The organism is Gracilibacillus saliphilus, from assembly GCF_010994085.1.
Classification (GTDB): domain Bacteria; phylum Bacillota; class Bacilli; order Bacillales; family Amphibacillaceae; genus Gracilibacillus; species Gracilibacillus lacisalsi.
In genome coordinates, this window is record NZ_WJEB01000030.1 from 45,145 (window position 1) to 63,545 (window position 18,401).

Consider the following 18,401-nt stretch of genomic DNA (forward strand, 5'->3'; position numbering starts at 1 on the left):
GAAATGTCTAATCAATTAGAAATTACCCTCAAACGCAGTGTCATCGGTAGATCAGAAGTACAAAAAGCTACTGTTCAAACACTAGGTCTTAAAAAGATTCATCAGTCAGTAGTCCGTGAAGATACTCCTGTCGTGCGAGGCATGATTAACAAAGTATCACATTTAGTTGACGTGAAAGAAGTTTAATAAAAATTGTTGTAAAGAGGAGGTGCTCGCATGAAACTTCATGAATTAAAACCATCACAAGCGAAGAAACAACGCAACCGCGTTGGTCGCGGTATGTCATCAGGTAATGGTAAAACATCTGGACGTGGTCACAAAGGTCAAAAGGCACGTTCTGGCGGAGGTGTACGTCCAGGATTCGAAGGTGGACAAATGCCACTCTTCCAACGTTTACCGAAGCGAGGTTTTACAAACATCAACCGTAAAGATTTCGCAATTGTTAACCTTGAAACATTGAATAATTTTGACGAAGGTACCGAAGTGACACCTGAGCTTTTACTTGAGACTGGTACCATTAGCAAGGTCAATACTGGTGTTAAGATTCTTGGAAACGGCAAGTTAGAAAAGAAATTAACCGTAAAAGCTCATAAGTTTTCTGCTTCAGCTAAAGATGCAATTGAAGCAGCGGGCGGTCAAACTGAGGTGATTTAATGTTTCGTACAATCTCCAATTTTGTGCGTGTGGCTGATATTAGACAAAAGATTATTTTTACACTTCTCATGTTAGTAGTATTTCGTATTGGTACTTTCATTCCAGTTCCATTTACAGACCGAACTGCTATTGACTTTATGAATGAACAAAATGTTTTTGGGTTACTGAATACATTTGGTGGTGGAGCATTACAAAACTTCTCCATTTTCGCAATGGGGATTATGCCTTACATCACGGCATCCATCATTATGCAATTATTGCAAATGGATGTCGTTCAGAAATTCTCTGAGTGGAAAAAACAAGGGGAAATGGGACGTAAAAAACTTGCGCAGGTTACTCGTTATGCAACCATTGGGTTAGCATTTATTCAAGCTTGTGCAATGTCAGTAGGCTTTAATGCAATGTCAGGTGGCCTTTTGATTAATGATCCTGGCGTAGGGAAGTTTATAGTAATTGCGCTAGTATTGACAAGTGGTACTGCATTTTTAATGTGGTTAGGGGAACAAATTACTGCAAATGGTGTAGGTAATGGTATCTCTATCCTTATCTTTGCCGGTATCGTAGCTGCCATTCCCAATGGTATTAATCAAATTTACGCACAATACTTTGGATCTGGTGTAGGAGATGAACTTTTCTTAAACATCGTCATTGTGCTGTTGATTGTATTGCTTATACTTGCTGTAATAGTAGGTGTTATTTTTATACAACAAGCATTACGTAAAATTCCAGTACAATATGCGAAACGTTTAGTGAATCGTTCACCAGTAGGAGGACACTCTACTCATTTACCGTTGAAAGTAAATGCTGCAGGGGTAATCCCAGTCATTTTTGCAATTTCATTTATCATTGCACCGCGTACAATCGCAGGGTTCTTTGAGAATAATGAAGTTGCGATAACGATCTCCAATATTTTTGATTATTCAAACCCAACCGGTATGATTATTTACGTTGTGCTAATCATCGCATTTACGTATTTCTATACATTTGTTCAAGTTAATCCTGAGCAAATGGCTGATAACTTGAAGAAGCAAGGTGGCTATATCCCTGGTATTCGACCAGGAAAAACAACGGAGACTTATTTAACACGTGTTATGTATCGACTAACATTTGTTGGATCATTATTCTTAGCTGCTGTCGCTGTTTTACCGTTAGTATTAGGTGATCTGGCAGGTCTACCACAATCCGTGCAAATCGGTGGAACAGGACTTTTAATTGTTGTTGGTGTTGCTTTACAAACGATGAAGCAATTAGAAGGGCAGTTAGTAAAACGTAACTATAAAGGCTTTATTAAGTAAAGTTTCTATAGAACGGACTAGACAGAGAGCGAGGGGAAAATCGTTGAATCTAATCCTTATGGGACTACCTGGTGCTGGTAAGGGGACGCAGGCAGAAAAAATTGTAGAAAAATATGACATCCCTCATATTTCAACTGGAGATATGTTTCGGTTGGCTATTAAAGAAGGAACTGAACTTGGCCAAAAAGCAAAGAGCTATATGGATGAAGGTGCTCTTGTTCCAGATGAAGTAACAATTGGTATCGTAAAAGAAAGATTAAGCAAAGATGACTGTCAAAAAGGTTTCTTGTTAGATGGTTTCCCACGTACTTTGGCACAAGCTGAAGCATTGGATGAACTACTTTCTAGCATGAACCGCTCGATTGATTATGTTTTACATGTAGATGTTGATAAGGATGAATTGATAGAACGTCTTACTGGACGCCGTATTTGTCCTGAATGTGGCACTGCATATCACGTAGTATTCAATCCTCCTAAGGTTGAAGGAGTATGTGATAAAGATGGTGCAAAACTTATCCAACGTGAAGATGATCAACCTAGTACAGTTAGAAATCGTTTAGAGGTTAATCTTGAACAAACACAACCAATGTTAGACTTTTACTCTAATAAAGGTGACTTAGTGACAATTAACGGATCTCAAGAGATTGATGAAGTGTTCAGCGATATTGATGAGAAATTAAAAACAATTTCTTAATGAAATGTTGCCAAAGTTGGTATAATGTTACTAACAATGAAAATAGGTATAACGTAAAACCTAAATGAAGGTGATGATGGTTGAGCGAGACGGAGAGTTATCCGGAATTAGGTCAGGTTGTTCAAATCCTACAGGGACGCGAAGCAGGTCAGTTTGCAATTGTAATTGGAAAAGTAGACAGTCGTTTTGTGTTGTTGGCAGATGGAGATAAACGCAAATATGATCGACCAAAGAAGAAGAATGTTCATCATGTTGCGTACACAAGCTTTATATCTCCTGAAGTTCAAAGAAGCCTTCTCGAAACAGGGCGCGTAACCAATGGTAAATTGCGTTATGCTATTAATAAATTTGTCGAAGAAATGGAGACAGATTTGAAGAAGGGAGATCAACTCGATGGCGAAAGACGATGCAATTGAAGTCGAAGGTACGGTAATTGATACATTACCGAATGCAATGTTTAAAGTAGAATTAGAGAATGGTCACACCGTGTTAGCACATGTTTCTGGTAAAATCAGAATGCACTTTATTCGAATTTTACCTGGTGACAAAGTAACGGTTGAACTTTCTCCATATGATTTAACAAGAGGTCGCATTACGTACCGTTATAAATAAAATGCTCCGACACAAGAGGAGGTATGGAAGATGAAGGTAAGACCATCTGTAAAACCAATTTGTGAAAAATGCAAGGTTATTCGTCGTAAAGGTAAAGTAATGGTAATTTGCGAAAACCCTAAGCATAAACAAAAACAAGGATAAGGAGGTGTAATCACTCTATGGCACGTATTGCTGGTGTAGATGTTCCGCGTGATAAGCGCGTAGTGATTGCTTTAACCTATATTTACGGTATTGGAAAAACAACTGCTAAGAAAGTATTGGAAGAAGCTGGTGTTAATGAGGACACTCGTGTTCGTGATTTAACAGAAGAAGAATTAGGTCAAATTCGTCAAACAATTGACAGCTATACTGTAGAAGGTGATCTTCGTCGTGAAGTATCCTTAAACATTAAGCGTCTAATTGAAATTGGTTCCTATCGTGGTGTACGTCATCGCCGTGGTTTACCTGTTCGAGGACAAAAAACGAAAAACAACTCACGTACTCGTAAAGGTCCTAGAAAAACAATGGCTAACAAAAAGAAATAAGATAAAAGGAGGTTTGCTTACTTATGGCTCGTAAAACAAATACACGTAAACGTCGTGTGAAAAAGAATATAGACACGGGTATTGCGCATATTCGTTCTACATTCAATAACACAATCGTAACGATTACTGATGTTCAAGGAAACGCGGTTAGCTGGAGCAGTGCAGGAGCGTTAGGTTTCAAAGGTTCTCGTAAATCTACTCCTTTCGCAGCGCAAATGGCTGCTGAAGCTGCAGCAAAAGCGGCTCAGGATCATGGTGTAAAATCTTTAGAGGTTACAGTGAAAGGACCTGGTGCTGGACGTGAAGCAGCAATCCGTTCACTTCAAGCAGCAGGTATTGAAGTAACTGCCATTCGTGATGTAACACCAGTTCCTCACAATGGTTGTCGCCCGCCAAAACGTCGTCGAGTATAATCACACAGTATATTATTTGTTAATCTGTCTATAATGGTTTATGATAGCTTAATAAAGTTTTTTAGATGTTTATTAATGACACCATTGCTTTCGACAGACACAAAATCACAATTGCATAGTGCAGAAACGGGAACTGCCTACCTGGGGAATTTCGGTTAGACCCTGAGTCTAACCGGGGTTTCGACGTTTTAGAGGAGGGTTTAATAGATGATCGAAATTGAAAAACCAAAAATAGAAACAGTAGAAATCAGTGATGATGCTACTTATGGCAAATTCGTTGTAGAACCACTAGAGCGTGGATATGGTACTACACTTGGTAACTCCTTGCGTCGTATCCTATTATCTTCACTTCCTGGCGCTGCTGTTACTTCTGTTCAAATTGATGGAGCTTTACATGAGTTCTCTACGGTTGAAGGTGTTGTCGAAGATGTGACAACTATTATCCTAAACTTAAAGAAACTAGCTCTTAAAATCTATTCAGATGAAGAGAAAACTCTTGAAGTAGATGTACAGGGAGAAGGGAAAGTTACGGCTGCGGATATCATTTTTGATAGTGATGTCGAAATTTTAAATCCGGATCTTCATATTGCTACGGTTGGTAGTAATGGCCATTTAAAAATGAAAATTTCAGCTCAAAGCGGCCGAGGATACCGCCCAGCTGACACTAATAACCATGAGGATCGTCCGATTGGTGTTATTCCAGTGGACTCTATCTTCACTCCAGTTTCAAAAGTAACCTATCAAGTAGAAAATACCCGTGTTGGTGAAGATGCCAATTATGATAAGCTTACTTTTGATGTGTTAACAGATGGAAGTATTCGTCCTGAAGAAGCAGTTTCTTTAGGAGCTAAAATCTTCACGGAACATATGAATATTTTTGTTGGTTTAACAGATGAAGCGAAGAACGCTGAAATTATGATCGAAAAAGAAGAAGACCAAAAAGAAAAAGTTCTTGAAATGACAATCGAAGAGCTTGATTTATCTGTAAGGTCTTATAACTGCTTGAAACGAGCAGGAATTAATACTGTACAGGAATTAGCTCATAAGTCAGAAGAAGATATGATGAAGGTACGAAACTTAGGTCGTAAATCACTAGAAGAAGTGAAGCATAAATTAGAAGATCTAGGTCTCGGACTACGAAACGAAGATTAATCACGACACCTTTTAGAGATTTCGAACGAAGGAGGGATATTCCATGGCTAGAAAATTAGGACGTACAACGGATCAACGTATGGCTTTGCTTCGAGGTTTAGCAACGGATCTTATTATCCATGAACGTTTAGAAACAACAGAAGCAAAGGCTAAAGAACTACGCTCGGTTGTTGACAAAATGATTACACTTGGTAAGCGCGGTGACCTTCACGCACGTCGTCAAGCTGCATCTTTCTTATACAATGCTGAAGCGAACGAAAACGAAGATGCTGTACAAAAGCTTTTCAACGACATTGCAGGTCGCTACGAAGATCGCCAAGGTGGATATACAAGAGTGCTTAAATTAGGACCCCGTCGCGGTGACGGAGCTGAAATGGCAGTAATCGAGTTAGTATAATTCCATAGCAAAGCAAGGCAAGGGCAGGAGCAAATCTCTTTAAGAGGTGCATCCAAGCCCTTTTTTTGTTGATCTAAAAGAATGGAGCACACTTTACATATACTACGAAAGCCGTTGACGGACATTTGCTCCGCTATTTGTGACAACAATACCCTTATTATGGTGGTGGACATCTATTCCACTAGTTATCTTCTCTGCTTTAGGAATAGAAGGAGAATTTGGTTTTTCTATCCCAATTTTGTTACTATTTACTCATTTTAATGGAGTCTGAAACGTTTTTGTTCATTTAGACGTTATAGTCTATAAAAGGGCTAAGGAAGTGAGTTAGATGAGAAAGTATATAATGTTGTTATTATTAGTCGTTATTACCATTGGATGTAGTAATGAGGCTGCTAAGCAATCAGAGGAAGTGGAAGAAGAAAGTAAGGAAGAACAAGTAAATAAAGATGAAGAGAACACAGATCAAAGTGACGAGGTTTCCAGCACTCTTTCAGAAATATCTATTTCAAGTGAACCAGAGGTTATCAAGCAATTATCAGCAGGGCAATTAACGGAAAACCTCAGTTATGAAGAAGAAACAGAAGGTGTGTTATGGGGTATTGATGATTTAGATCAGGGTTTTCTAGAAGAATTAAAGGATGCGATACAATCTGATCTAACAGAGACCGATGAACCAGAAACATTCCTAAAGGCGCTGATTTACTATGCTGGATCTCCATATCATAGCCAATTGTTATCTGAATTAGAAGACTATCACCCTAACTATCAAAAACCATTATTACCACGACCAGAAACGGTGGAAGGCGAGGAAAATGAAGCAAGTGATTACGCTTATATTTTATTGGATGCGAGCTCTAGTATGTTACTGGAAGCTGAAGATGATTCCAAACAACGAATGGCTATTGCCAAAGATGCGGTTGAGAGTTTTGCCAAAACAATTGGTGAGTCTAGTGACGTATCATTAGTAGCTTTTGGACATGAAGGAGATGATAGCGATTCGGGTAAAGAAAAATCCTGTTCTGGAATCGAAGAGGTTTACCCTTTAGGTAGTTTTGAAGGTGAGAAGTTCCATGAGGCTGTTTCATCTGTTGAGGCAAAGGGATGGACACCGTTGGCAGCAGCAATTGAGGAAGTTATGGAATTAAGTGCTGAACAAGGTGGAAATGTTACCGTCTATATTGTTAGTGATGGAGTAGAAACTTGTGATGGAGACCCGGTAAAAGCTGCCGAGAACTTTGTGAAAAATAGCGATGATCAGGGAACGGTGAATATAATCGGTTTCCAAGTCGATCAGGAGGCAGAAGAACAGTTGACAGCGGTAGCGGAAGCAGGCCAGGGGGAGTACTACGCTGCCAATAATAGTGAGGAATTACAATCCACGATTGAATACGAATGGCTGCCTTCCATGACAGAATTAGCTTGGGCACCGGTAAACTTAGCACCAGTTGGTTGGGAGATCATGCGAAAACAAGAAGAAGTTAATGAGGTAAGCAGTGATTGGTCAGCTGTTATTTCACGAGAAGATCATCGTTTTCGCTCTGTTGTGAGCTTGTTACAGGAAGAAGAATGGATACCAGAAGAAAAAGTAACCCAATTGGAAGAGATTTTGGAAGAGCGTAAACAAGCGCTTGAAGATTTAAACGCTTCAATACGAGATGAAAAGAAAACACTAGTAGATACCGAAGCAAAAGAAATTAAAGAAGAAGTAGAAGAATGGGTTGAGGAAATGCGCGAATTAAGAGAGGCGTCTTCTTCATAATAGAAAAAGGAGCTGGCATATGTCAGCTCCTTTTAACTATTTAGAGACTAATTGAACAGGATGTAGGATACACTGAAACTGGCATAAATATCCACTTTTTGGAAAGAGAATATCTCAAAAAAATGAACCAGAACAAGATTTGTAGAACTTGATAAAGCGTGTATTATGATACAATAGACGTTGATGAATATTACCCGGGAAATAATGACTTTAAGGAGAAGTAATGATGACTTCGATAGAATTTCGTGATGTTTATTTTCGATATAATGAAGATGCCCCATGGATATTAAAAAAGTTCAATTTAAAAATAGAAGAAAATGAGACTGTTGCTATTATCGGTCATAATGGATCAGGTAAATCGACCATCGCAAAATTAGCAAATGGTTTACTAGTACCACAAGCTGGGGATATCTTGATTAATGGCAGAAGGCTGACCGCTTCTAACGTATGGGAGATACGGCAGAACATCGGAATGGTGTTTCAAAACCCTGAAAATCAATTTGTTGGAACAACGGTAAGAGACGATGTAGCGTTTGGTCTGGAAAACCGTGGTATACCACGTAAGGAAATGATTGAGCGAATTTATACTTCTTTAACCCAGGTCGGAATGGAAAACTATCAAGATCATGAACCACACAACCTTTCAGGTGGACAGAAGCAACGGGTAGCGATTGCGAGTGTCATGGCGACATATCCAGAGATCCTTTTGTTAGATGAAGCAACCTCCATGTTAGACCCAAGAGGTAGAAAGGAAATCCTATCGACCATTCATGATCTGCAGGAAGAATTAGAGATTACGATGGTGATGATCACCCATGATTTACATGAGATTATCCTAACTGATCGGGTTATTGTCATGAATCAAGGACAGATTTATAAAGATACTACAGTTAATCAATTATTCAATGATTATCAAGGGCTGCAGTCTATCGGCTTGTCATTACCATTAACGGTTGAGTTGGCAATAGAATTAGAGCGGCAATATGATTATCAATTTACAACATATCCATTAGATAATGAGGAGTTTTTGAAAGCATTATGGACATCCAATTTGAAAGAGTGAGTTATACGTATCAAATGAATACACCTTTTTCCTATCAAGCACTAAAAGATATTAACATGGAAATAAAAACAGGGGAATTTGTAGCAGTAGTTGGACATACAGGTTCTGGCAAGTCAACACTTCTCCAACATATTAATGGATTACTTCTTCCTACTGAAGGTCAAGTACAAGTAGGGAATTTCCAACTCTCAAGAGACAATAGGAGACAAGATTTGAAGAAACTACGGGAAAAAGTAGGGGTAGTTTTTCAATACCCGGAACATCAATTGTTTGAGGAGACAGTGGAGCGTGATATAAGTTTTGGTTTGAAAAACTTTCAAGTGCCAGCTGAAGAAACACAAACAAGGATTGCAAGTGCGCTAGAAAAAGTCCATTTATCAGATGACGTTTTACAGAAATCTCCATTCGAATTAAGTGGTGGACAAATGCGTAGGGTGGCGATTGCTGGTGTGCTTGCGATGGATCCAGAAGTATTAATATTGGATGAGCCAACGGCAGGTCTTGATCCTAAGGGACAACACGATGTGATGAATATGTTTTATGATTTGCATAAAACGAAGCATATGACTACCATTTTAGTTACACACCAGATGAATCACGCACTTGAGTATGCAGATCATATCTTTGTACTTGCAGATGGTCGTGTGCATATGGAAGGATCTCCAGAGCAAATCTTTTCGCAAGTGGAATCGCTAGAAGAGGCGAAGCTTAATATGCCTGATATCCTTTCATTAATGAATCAAATCAATCAAAAATTCGGTACTGATCTTTGCTATAAACGACAAAAACCAGATGAACTGGCTAAAGAAATAGTGGAGCAATTAAGGGAGAACAAGCCATTATGAAGTCATTTATGATTATAGGACAATATGTACCGGGTAATTCCTTGATTCATCGCTTAGATCCTAGGACCAAATTAATCGTTATCTTTACATTTGTCATTATCGTCTTCTTTGCAAACAATAGTTGGAGTTATGGTTGGTTAACTTTATTCGCACTCATATTAGTTCTATTAACGAGATTACGTATCGGTTATATCTTAAAGGGTATTACACCTGTATGGTTTTTAATTTTCTTTACCTTTATCCTTCATCTCATTATTACAAAGGAAGGGTCTGTTTTAATAGAAATAGCCGGCTTTGCTATACATGAGGGTGGAGTTCTGCAAGGGTTAACGATTTCGTTGCGTTTTTTCTTATTGGTGTTAGTCACTTCTTTATTAACGTTAACGACATCACCGATGGAAATTACAGATGCAATCGAAGAGCTTCTGGGACCATTAAAGAAGATAAAAGTACCGGTACATGAATTAGCACTTATGATGTCGATCTCGCTCCGGTTTATTCCGACATTGCTAGATGAAACAGAGAAAATCTCTAAGGCACAAGCGTCTCGAGGTGTGGACTTACGGACAGGGTCGATAAAAGACCGTATTTATGCGATAGTTCCATTATTAGTACCACTATTTATTAGTGCCTTTAAACGTGCAGAAGAGTTAGCGATGGCTATGGAAGCAAGAGGTTATCGAGGAAGTGAAGGTCGAACGAAATTAAGACAATTACAATTTAAGTCGTTAGATTTTATGGCGATGATTATCTACGTTTTGATTATCATTATCTTTTTCAGTTTGCGTAATTAAGGAGAAAAGTAAAATGAGATTAAAAGCAATTATTCGATATGATGGTACGCTTTTTTCAGGCTATCAAGTACAGCCAAATGGTCGAACGGTACAAGGAGTAATCGAAAAGGTTTTAACGAAAATGCATAAAGGTGATCACGTCCGTGTAACGGCATCAGGCAGAACCGATCAGGGAGTTCATGCTGTGGGTCAGGTGATTCACTTTGATACGGAATTAAAGATCCCATCTGAAAACTGGTTGCGAGCTTTAAATACCATGCTTCCGGATGATGTCGAGGTGGTATCCATTACAGAAGTTCCGGATGATTTTCATGCTCGGTATGATGTTAGTGAGAAGGAATATCGTTATTATATCTTGAATGCACCGGAGAAAAATTTGTTTCGCCGCCATTATACCCATTTTGTAGAAGGCGAACTTGATCCTGACGCAATGTATGAAGCAAGTCAACATTTTCTTGGCAGTCATGACTTTTCCTCTTTTTGTGCAGCAAACAGTAATGTACAAGGAAATAAGGTCCGTACGATTACAGACATTACGGTCAATAAAGAAGAAAACGACATTATTGTTCGAGTAAAAGGGACTGGCTTTTTATATAATATGGTACGGATTATTGTTGGCACCTTAATTGAAATCGGACTAGGTAAACGAGAGTCAAAGGAAATCTCAGAAATCATCGCAGCTCAGGATCGTTCTAAGGCTGGCAAAACCGCTCCTCCACAAGGATTGTATTTATGGGAAGTAAGTTACGATAAAAAAAGCGGCTAAAAACAACGAATCCTTGCGTTCTATCTATTGACATTTGGGGTTGTATATTATATTATGGTCTATGGCATTTTATTTTCTAAACCACGAATAGCCCCGGAAAGTTACTCGTGTTAGAATATAAATTCGGAACTAGAAAAGCGTAAGCGCCCGTTCAGAAACGTATGACTTGTACTGAAGCGTAGGAGATAAAGGAATCACAGCGACGAAGGAGCTGATGATGACTTATCGTACAGAGCGCAAGTGTTAGGCACTAGTTTTTGGGCGCTCGGAGCTAGACAAATTAAAAAAGACTTTAGAAACATTGATTTAGGAGGTAACCGATCATGCGCACAACTTTCATGGCAAATGAAAATAATATTGAACGCAAATGGTTTGTTGTCGACGCAGAAGGTCAAACGTTAGGTCGTTTAGCAAGTGAAATTGCTACAATCCTTCGCGGTAAGCACAAACCAACATATACACCGCATGTTGACACTGGTGATCATGTTATCATTATCAACGCGGAAAAAATCGAACTTACAGGTAAAAAACTTAGCGATAAGTTATATCACCGTCACTCTAATCACCCAGGTGGTTTAAAAACACGTACTGCTAACGAAATGCGTGAAAAATATCCTGAACAAATGTTAGAACTAACCATTAAAGGGATGCTACCAAAAGGTAAATTAGGTCGTCAAATGGGTAAAAAATTACATGTTTATCGTGGAGCAGAACATAAGCATGAAGCTCAACAACCAGAAGTTTACAAACTTCGCGGATAATTAAAAGGAGGTAACGAATAGTGGCACAAGTACAATATTACGGTACCGGACGCCGTAAAACTTCAACTGCACGTGTACGTTTAGTTCCAGGTAGTGGACGTATCGTTGTAAATAATCGTGATGCGGAAGATTACTTCCCATATGAAACACTACGTACAATCATTAAGCAACCATTAGCATCTACTGAAACAGAAGGTAGCTATGATGTATTAGTAAACGTTGATGGTGGAGGATACACTGGTCAAGCTGGTGCAATCCGTCATGGCGTTGCTCGTGCATTATTAGAAGCTGATCCAGAATACCGCACACCACTTAAACGTGCTGGATTCTTAACTCGTGACTCACGTGCTAAAGAACGTAAGAAATACGGTCTTAAAAAAGCTCGTCGTGCACCACAGTTCTCAAAACGTTAAAAACCCATTTGTATCAAGGGTTTCGCCCATTTGGAATTTATTTCAAATGGGCTTTATTTTACCAAAAACTGGTGAAAAATGCCCAAGTGAATGTAATTTGAATGTATTTTTAAAAAAATTTTGAAGGACTCACTCTCGGCTGTTTTTAGGGATTCGAACATGCGTGTGTCACACCTTTTTATACCTCATTATCTTCTTCGCTTGGGACGGTTTCTTAATTCAAGTAGCTCGCCAAAAGTTTACTTAAACTTCCGCCCACATCTTCGGTGATGTGTGCGTAAATTATCCATTGTGGTACTGATACGTGCATGTCCTAATCTTTGCTGAATGTCTTTGATTCTTGCCCCGGATGCAAACAACATAGAAGCATGTGTAGCCATAGGCCATGAACCCTAATATTTTTCAATTTAATTTCTTGCAGGCGAAATGAAGTCGCTCGCTCAGATGTGCAAGCCGTATCGGTTTCAGGTCGCTTGGACGCGGAAACAGAAATTTCTCGATTTCGGGATTGCCGCGGTCTTCCCGTAGTTGTTTGTTCAACTTCTTCAACTTCACCAGAACTTCAAACGTTTCATTATCAAGGCTGATTGTGCGTACCGAATTTTTCGTTTTTTGACGTAGCAACAGATATTCCCCATCTACCCAAACAAGGTTCATACTGACTTGCAATTCCCTTTTCTTTTTGCATACATCCGATTCAAGCAGTGCACCAAGTTCACCTTTGTGGGTGCCTGTATACAGCAAGGTCCGAAGCTTCGCATATACGCGGTATGGAAATTCCTGCTCTGTCCGGTTCAGGAAATATTTGACCGTCTCCCGTTCCCAAAATTCAAGGCCTTGATCCTCTTCCTGACTGCTATACTCGTCCACGTAGGCCGGATAAACCAATTCATCCATCGGATTTTCTTTAATGATCTTTTTCCTTTTCGCATAGTGGAACAACATGTCCATTTGATTCCCGTAATCCTTGAAACACTTCATTTTTGTCGCAAGCTCGTCAATGAAACGATGGCAATCTCTTGTCGTGATCTGGTCGATATAGAGTTTTGGGAATTCGGCAATATGTGTTTGCTGAACTTCGATTTCTTGTTCAACATTGAAGAAACCTTCAGTTTCCTTTCCTGTTCCTTCAACCATTTTTCATAGACTTCCTCGAACGTCACATATTCGGTTTGGATAAACTCTCCTAGTAGTGTAACGGTATTTCCCGGTCATTGGGTCTTTGCCGATACCGACTTGAACAGACCAATGATAGCCGGCATTGGTTTTGTATTTCTTATATGATGCCACCTTCTCATTCTCCTTTCTTATTCCACGAAAAAACGGTCCCCCGATAAAGCGACTCATTTTTGTTGTTATTTTTTAATTTATTGAAGAAGGTTTTAAAAACGGTAAAGCGACTTTTGACGGGGGGAACCTACTTTCCGCAAGGTTGTGACTGTGAGGACAACGATGAAGTGCTTCAAGGTGAATGGGATTAATAATGTAGATAGACTATTTTTGAGTGGCGTGTTTTTTCGATTAGTATTTCCAGGTGGGCGGAGAGCGTCCTTTTCAAATAGAGCGAACTAACTTCCTTTACAATTTATCTTCCTTTTGTGGCGTTGATAGAAGAAGTTGCTTCACAAGATCAGAGGTGAACGGATCGGCTTCCTATAAGCAGCAACTTCCTGCATTGACTACCAAAGGGAACGGCCTGCTGGTTAGAAGTTCAAACAAGAGCCGGAAAGACGACTTTTTTAGTAGTCAAAGCTACGGGGAAAGAGTATTTCTAAAAACAATCCCAAGAACATTATCTAGGGACATCCCGAAAAGTTCAATCCAAAGGCTTGAATTATTTTAGGATAGCGAGAGACTAAAGTTACTCGGCTGACTAAATGGGAAAATTATTGAGGTTTTATAAATATTGGAAAAATCTTGATAGAATCTTGATTTTCTTGGATTAATATTGAAATTGTAAATGCTATACTCATATAAAAATCAGTTCGAAAGGTTTAATTAAGTTATGTACTTCTAAATTTTGCTTTTTAGATACGGATAGGAGGTGACAAAGGATGCCAAAATTTGATGATTTTGATTTAAATATAAAACAAGCAAATGATAAAGATGTTGTTCAACCGGATGTTGGAAGCAGATATGCATGTACTCCAGGTTCTTGCTGGAAATATGTTTGTTTCACAACAACTGTTTAATAGTTTTGGGGAAACAATTCCCTTATTAATCACAGATTATCATAAATAGAGTACATACTTTTAAGAAACATTGGCATACTTTGATCTACATCATTAAATTGAACCTTAATATGAGTTATAGAATTTGCAATAAGGTAACACTAGAATTTCAATTTTAAAAGTTATGAGAGGGAGAGAAAATATAATGCCAAAATTTGACGATTTCGATTTAAATATAAAACAAGCAAATGATAAAGATGTTGTTCAACCGGATGTTGGAAGCAGATATGCATGTACTCCAGGTTCTTGCTGGAAATATGTTTGTTTCACAACAACTGTTTAATAGTTTTGGGGAAACAATTCCCTTATTAATCACAGATTATCATAAATAGAGTACATACTTTTAAGAAACATTGGCATACTTTGATCTACATCATTAAATTGAACCTTAATATGAGTTATAGAATTTGCAATAAGGTAACACTAGAATTTCAATTTTAAAAGTTATGAGAGGGAGAGAAAATATAATGCCAAAATTTGACGATTTCGATTTAAATATAAAACAAGCAAATGATAAAGATGTTGTTCAACCGGATGTTGGAAGCAGATATGCATGTACTCCAGGTTCTTGCTGGAAATATGTTTGTTTCACAACAACTGTTTAATATAAAGCCTAAATAACAAACTGAATAGGCGTAGGGTCAAGGGCTTTAGTGCTTAACTGCTGTCAACATATTAATACCCTATGTTGTGACAAGTTAAGGGCTAGGGTCCTTTACTATTAATAACTGCGTCTGACTAGGACAGCACATAATATTAAGAATTCCCATAATCATATTAGCATGAAAAAAGCTAAGTCTCAAAGCTTTGTTAAAACGATTACTATCATAAAACAAAAATGGAATGATAATAGTGCAAAGTATATGGAAAAATTTAACGCTTTTGGGCAAGACAATTAAGATAATATTTAATATTACTGGAAGAAATTTTTATTATGTAGTTTTTCTTACGCTTGGAACTGCTTTAGCTCCAGTCGTATCCGTTTTATTGTTTCAACAACTATTAAATGCAATTGAGTTAAAACAGAGTACACTGGGTGAATTATGTATTATATTGTTTATCTATTTAGGCTTCACTCTATTTTCGGAGTGGTTGCTTAATATTTCCACTTATTTCAACGGTAAGCTGCGGCTTCTACTTGAATATAAAATAAACTATCTGCTTATCGAAAAGAGTAGTTTGCTTTCAATAAGTGATTTTGAAAATTCAGAGATATATAACAAATTAACACGCCTTGAAAATGAAATTAGTTATAAGCCCTTTCAAACTTTTCAGGCTTTGTTAGGAATTATTTCGGCGGTAGTAACTATCATATCATCCTCCACTATTTTACTATTGTGGAAACCATCTTTGGTTGCTATCCTCATTTTACTCCCGTTTTTATCTTTGTATTATTATTTAAAAATTGCACGAGAGAACTTTAAAATCCATTTTGAAAGAAGTAATGCCGAAAGAGAAGCTTGGTATATTAGCTATCTGTTGACACACGATTTTTCTTTTAAAGAAATAAGGATGTATGGATTAAGAAACTACTTCTTAAACCGGTTCTGGAAACTAAAATCACACTTTAGAAACCAAGATAACGCTATAAATAAAAAGAAAATGATATATGGGTTTATCTTCAATACAATTCAGGATATATGCATGGGCATTGTTGTTTTCATTGCTGTAATCAGTGCATTTACAGGGAAATTGTTAATTGGAAATGTAGCAACCTATATTAGATCCATTAGTATGGTTCAGTCTAATAGTCAGTCATTGATCAATAACATATATCAGTTGTATGAGAGTAATTTGTATATGAAACTACTAGACGAGTTTTTGAATCTTGAAATAGAAGTAGTGGATCCTGGTAACAGCAAGGTCAACTCTATTGATGAGATAGAATTTAGAAATGTTTCTTTTAGTTATGATGGAAATAAAAATTCTTTGGAAAATGTATCTTTCCATATCAAAAAAGGCGAATTGCTTGCTATTATTGGCGTTAATGGATCAGGAAAAAGCACTATCCTTAAATTAATTTGCGGCTTATACACTAACTATAGTGGAGAAATATTAATTAACGGTATAGAGTTGAGAAGAATTGATAATGAGCTTTACAGAAAATGTATTTCCGTTCTCTTTCAAGATTATCTAAAATATGAATTCACACTTGGAGACAATGTCTCTTTGGGCGATTCTTCAAATATGAATGATCCGGCAAGGATAAACAAAACATTGAAACTAGCAAATGTTACTTTTTTAAAGGGTGATGAAGAATCATTTAAATTAAATTCTCAGTTAGGTAATTGGTTCGACGATGGAACACAATTATCAGGAGGGCAATGGCAGAAGGTAGCAATTGCAAGAGCGTTCTATAGAAGAGAAGCTTCATTATTTTTATTAGATGAGCCTAGTTCAGCCTTAGATGCAATTTCCGAAAAGAATGTATTTGAAAGTTTCTTTAAATTGGCCACTAATGAAACTAGCATCTTCATCACTCATAAGGTTGCTATTGCGAAAAATGCTGAGAAAATTTTAGTGATTAATAATGGTGAAATTGAAGGTATTGGAAATCACTCGGAGCTAATTAAGAGCTGCGAAGTGTATCGCAGTCTATGTGAAAAAGATCAAGTTGATAGTACCTCACATATGATTAGTACTTATTGATAAAAGAAGGATCAATGTTAAAGGCTGGTTTAAAAACTTTAAATTGGGAGATTAGGTAAATGGTAGAGAGTATAACGACAAAAATCAGCATTCGGGATATTGCTTTCCGAATGACTGAAATATCATATTTAGAGACTGAGTCGAAAAGGAACGAGGAGAAATATCGGAATGCAGGCCCTATTACGCAAACGCTATCTCCACTGACCCTTAGCCATGGTTATCCGTCGTTGTGTATCTTGTTTAGTAACTTAGGAGTAACAGACAAGGAGGATAGCTGGATAGAGCATTCCAATAGATATGTTCAGCAAATAGTAAATTTAATTAGTAAAAGAGGAATATATGGAGCTTCATTATTTTCCGGAACTGCTGGAATTGCTTTTTCGATAAGAATAGCTAGTATGGGACATTACTATTCCAAATTGCAAAAATCATTAGATACTTTTTTGTGCAACCAAGTAGATGAAATATTAACCAATTTAAGCCGTAAGACAAGCTATGAGATGTTTGATTATGACGTTATTGAAGGTCTAGCAGGAATCGCAAATTATTTTTTCATGGTAGAGAATGACCCCACAAGCGAAAAGTATCTAAAAAAAATTTTAACCTATTTTGTTTCCTTGTCCGGTTATAAAGAACTTTTTGGTTCCAGGGTACCTAATTGGCATATACAGAATGAATTTTTATTTTCAGATAGTGAAAAAGAAACCTATAAGGATGGAGTATTGAACGTTGGTTTGTCACATGGTATTCCTGGGCCTTTGATCATACTAAGTAAGGCATATAAAAGAGGGATTCTTGTGGAAGGGCACTTTGAAGCTATAAAGAGAATAGCCCATGATTTATTAAAACTCAAAAATCACCATGACAATAATTGGGGAGGAATGATAGGTGTAGAACATTACATAAATCAGGAACGTCCTTTTCATTTACCAACACGTTCAGCCTGGTGCTATGGAACGCCAGGAACTGCTTTTTCATTATTGACTGCTGCTGAAGCTTTAAATGACAGTGAACTTTCCGATATAGCAAAGCAAGCCATGAAAGACCTGATCGGGAATGAACAGAAAATATTCTCACCGTCCTTTTGTCATGGTTACGCTGGTATATCTTATCTTTACAAAAGATTTTATGAAAAGACAAATGTGAAAGAGTTTCATGAAGAATCAAAACGATTAAAGGAAAAAACTATTGACTTTTTTAATCAAGCAAATCCCTTTGGCTTTTATGATATCGAAGTTAAGGACAATTCTATACTGAAACTTAATTCGATAGGGCTGTTACAAGGTGTGACGGGAATCTTGCTTACCCTCCTGTCCTTTGAAGAGTGCAGTCCTTCCATATGGAATGCTGCATTTTTACTAGATGACTAAATTAAA

General features: G+C 37.6%; 26 protein-coding genes. 23 read left to right on the forward strand and 3 right to left on the reverse strand.

All coding sequences use genetic code 11. The features are described 5' to 3' along the window. Positions 1-3: 3 nt before the first annotated feature. The 18 genes from rpmD (at position 4) to rpsI (ending at position 12,145) form a co-directional block, all read left to right on the forward strand. Positions 4-186: a 50S ribosomal protein L30 gene (gene rpmD / locus GHT08_RS16760; RefSeq protein ID WP_100362610.1), complete on the forward strand. Its 183-nt coding sequence runs from the start codon at positions 4-6 to the stop codon at positions 184-186. Between the two features lie 30 nt (positions 187-216). Next, positions 217-654: a 50S ribosomal protein L15 gene (gene rplO, locus GHT08_RS16765; RefSeq protein WP_163582598.1), complete on the forward strand. Its 438-nt coding sequence runs from the start codon at positions 217-219 to the stop codon at positions 652-654. Beyond that, positions 654-1,949 carry a preprotein translocase subunit SecY gene (gene secY, locus GHT08_RS16770; protein ID WP_163582599.1) on the forward strand — a complete coding sequence of 432 codons (1,296 nt, stop codon included), beginning with the start codon at positions 654-656 and terminating at the stop codon, positions 1,947-1,949. The genes rplO and secY overlap by 1 nt, the downstream gene beginning before the upstream one ends. A 43-nt stretch (positions 1,950-1,992) precedes the next feature. After that, positions 1,993-2,643 carry an adenylate kinase gene (locus tag GHT08_RS16775; protein WP_163582600.1) on the forward strand — a complete coding sequence of 217 codons (651 nt, stop codon included), beginning with the start codon at positions 1,993-1,995 and terminating at the stop codon, positions 2,641-2,643. An 80-nt stretch (positions 2,644-2,723) separates the two neighbouring features. Next, the gene (locus tag GHT08_RS16780) at positions 2,724-3,059 is read left to right on the forward strand and encodes a KOW domain-containing RNA-binding protein (protein WP_018934233.1); all 336 of its coding nucleotides are present in this window, start codon (positions 2,724-2,726) and stop codon (positions 3,057-3,059) included. Next, on the forward strand, positions 3,037-3,255 hold the full coding sequence (gene infA / locus GHT08_RS16785; protein ID WP_018934234.1) for a translation initiation factor IF-1: 219 nt from the start codon (positions 3,037-3,039) through the stop codon (positions 3,253-3,255). Before GHT08_RS16780 ends, infA begins: the two co-directional genes overlap by 23 nt. Positions 3,256-3,285: 30 nt before the next feature. Next, the gene (gene rpmJ / locus GHT08_RS16790; protein WP_003156543.1) at positions 3,286-3,399 is read left to right on the forward strand and encodes a 50S ribosomal protein L36; all 114 of its coding nucleotides are present in this window, start codon (positions 3,286-3,288) and stop codon (positions 3,397-3,399) included. Between the two features lie 17 nt (positions 3,400-3,416). Continuing rightward, positions 3,417-3,782, forward strand: a complete 366-nt coding sequence (gene rpsM, locus GHT08_RS16795; RefSeq protein WP_018934235.1) for a 30S ribosomal protein S13 — start codon at positions 3,417-3,419, stop codon at positions 3,780-3,782. Between the two features lie 23 nt (positions 3,783-3,805). Continuing rightward, on the forward strand, positions 3,806-4,195 hold the full coding sequence (gene rpsK, locus GHT08_RS16800; protein ID WP_018934236.1) for a 30S ribosomal protein S11: 390 nt from the start codon (positions 3,806-3,808) through the stop codon (positions 4,193-4,195). 207 nt (positions 4,196-4,402) lie between these two features. Then, positions 4,403-5,347, forward strand: a complete 945-nt coding sequence (locus GHT08_RS16805) for a DNA-directed RNA polymerase subunit alpha (RefSeq protein WP_163582601.1) — start codon at positions 4,403-4,405, stop codon at positions 5,345-5,347. Between the two features lie 43 nt (positions 5,348-5,390). Then, on the forward strand, positions 5,391-5,744 hold the full coding sequence (rplQ, locus tag GHT08_RS16810) for a 50S ribosomal protein L17 (RefSeq protein WP_018934238.1): 354 nt from the start codon (positions 5,391-5,393) through the stop codon (positions 5,742-5,744). A 328-nt stretch (positions 5,745-6,072) separates the two neighbouring features. Continuing rightward, entirely contained in the window at positions 6,073-7,503 is a 1,431-nt protein-coding gene (locus tag GHT08_RS16815) for a vWA domain-containing protein (RefSeq protein WP_163582602.1), read from the forward strand. A gap of 226 nt (positions 7,504-7,729) precedes the next feature. Beyond that, positions 7,730-8,566, forward strand: coding sequence for an energy-coupling factor transporter ATPase (locus GHT08_RS16820; RefSeq protein ID WP_163582603.1), 837 nt, complete (start codon positions 7,730-7,732; stop codon positions 8,564-8,566). Then, positions 8,542-9,411, forward strand: a complete 870-nt coding sequence (locus tag GHT08_RS16825; protein ID WP_163582604.1) for an energy-coupling factor ABC transporter ATP-binding protein — start codon at positions 8,542-8,544, stop codon at positions 9,409-9,411. The genes GHT08_RS16820 and GHT08_RS16825 overlap by 25 nt, the downstream gene beginning before the upstream one ends. Then, positions 9,408-10,205, forward strand: coding sequence for an energy-coupling factor transporter transmembrane component T family protein (locus tag GHT08_RS16830; protein ID WP_163582605.1), 798 nt, complete (start codon positions 9,408-9,410; stop codon positions 10,203-10,205). The genes GHT08_RS16825 and GHT08_RS16830 overlap by 4 nt, the downstream gene beginning before the upstream one ends. A 13-nt stretch (positions 10,206-10,218) precedes the next feature. Beyond that, complete coding sequence (gene truA, locus GHT08_RS16835) at positions 10,219-10,971, forward strand: tRNA pseudouridine(38-40) synthase TruA (protein WP_163582606.1); 753 nt, start codon at positions 10,219-10,221, stop codon at positions 10,969-10,971. 323 nt (positions 10,972-11,294) lie between these two features. Continuing rightward, the gene (gene rplM, locus GHT08_RS16840) at positions 11,295-11,732 is read left to right on the forward strand and encodes a 50S ribosomal protein L13 (RefSeq protein ID WP_018934244.1); all 438 of its coding nucleotides are present in this window, start codon (positions 11,295-11,297) and stop codon (positions 11,730-11,732) included. Positions 11,733-11,752: 20 nt separating this feature from the next. Beyond that, positions 11,753-12,145 carry a 30S ribosomal protein S9 gene (gene rpsI, locus GHT08_RS16845; RefSeq protein ID WP_163582607.1) on the forward strand — a complete coding sequence of 131 codons (393 nt, stop codon included), beginning with the start codon at positions 11,753-11,755 and terminating at the stop codon, positions 12,143-12,145. A gap of 402 nt (positions 12,146-12,547) precedes the next feature. Here rpsI and GHT08_RS16850 read toward each other — a convergent pair whose 3' ends face one another. The 3 genes from GHT08_RS16850 to GHT08_RS16860 are packed head-to-tail and all read right to left on the reverse strand — an operon-like array spanning position 12,548 to position 13,435. Further along, positions 12,548-13,096, reverse strand: coding sequence for a site-specific integrase (locus GHT08_RS16850; RefSeq protein ID WP_163582608.1), 549 nt, complete (start codon positions 13,094-13,096; stop codon positions 12,548-12,550). A gap of 26 nt (positions 13,097-13,122) precedes the next feature. Further along, positions 13,123-13,308, reverse strand: a complete 186-nt coding sequence (locus GHT08_RS22620) for a tyrosine-type recombinase/integrase (protein WP_420370984.1) — start codon at positions 13,306-13,308, stop codon at positions 13,123-13,125. Further along, a complete protein-coding gene (locus tag GHT08_RS16860) occupies positions 13,286-13,435 on the reverse strand; it encodes a hypothetical protein (RefSeq protein WP_163582610.1) in 150 nt (49 codons plus the stop codon). The genes GHT08_RS22620 and GHT08_RS16860 overlap by 23 nt, the downstream gene beginning before the upstream one ends. Positions 13,436-14,199: 764 nt before the next feature. Here GHT08_RS16860 and GHT08_RS16865 point away from each other — a divergent pair. The 5 genes from GHT08_RS16865 to GHT08_RS16885 all read left to right on the forward strand — a co-directional run bounded on the left by GHT08_RS16865 (position 14,200) and on the right by GHT08_RS16885 (position 18,395). Next, positions 14,200-14,337 carry a gallidermin/nisin family lantibiotic gene (locus GHT08_RS16865; RefSeq protein WP_163582611.1) on the forward strand — a complete coding sequence of 46 codons (138 nt, stop codon included), beginning with the start codon at positions 14,200-14,202 and terminating at the stop codon, positions 14,335-14,337. Between the two features lie 184 nt (positions 14,338-14,521). Then, positions 14,522-14,659, forward strand: coding sequence for a gallidermin/nisin family lantibiotic (locus GHT08_RS16870; protein WP_163582611.1), 138 nt, complete (start codon positions 14,522-14,524; stop codon positions 14,657-14,659). A 184-nt stretch (positions 14,660-14,843) separates the two neighbouring features. Next, positions 14,844-14,981: a gallidermin/nisin family lantibiotic gene (locus GHT08_RS16875; RefSeq protein WP_163582611.1), complete on the forward strand. Its 138-nt coding sequence runs from the start codon at positions 14,844-14,846 to the stop codon at positions 14,979-14,981. Positions 14,982-15,228: 247 nt separating this feature from the next. Further along, positions 15,229-17,025, forward strand: coding sequence for an ABC transporter ATP-binding protein (locus tag GHT08_RS16880; RefSeq protein WP_163582612.1), 1,797 nt, complete (start codon positions 15,229-15,231; stop codon positions 17,023-17,025). A 110-nt stretch (positions 17,026-17,135) separates the two neighbouring features. Beyond that, positions 17,136-18,395: a lanthionine synthetase C family protein gene (locus GHT08_RS16885; protein WP_272953910.1), complete on the forward strand. Its 1,260-nt coding sequence runs from the start codon at positions 17,136-17,138 to the stop codon at positions 18,393-18,395. Positions 18,396-18,401: the final 6 nt, after the last annotated feature.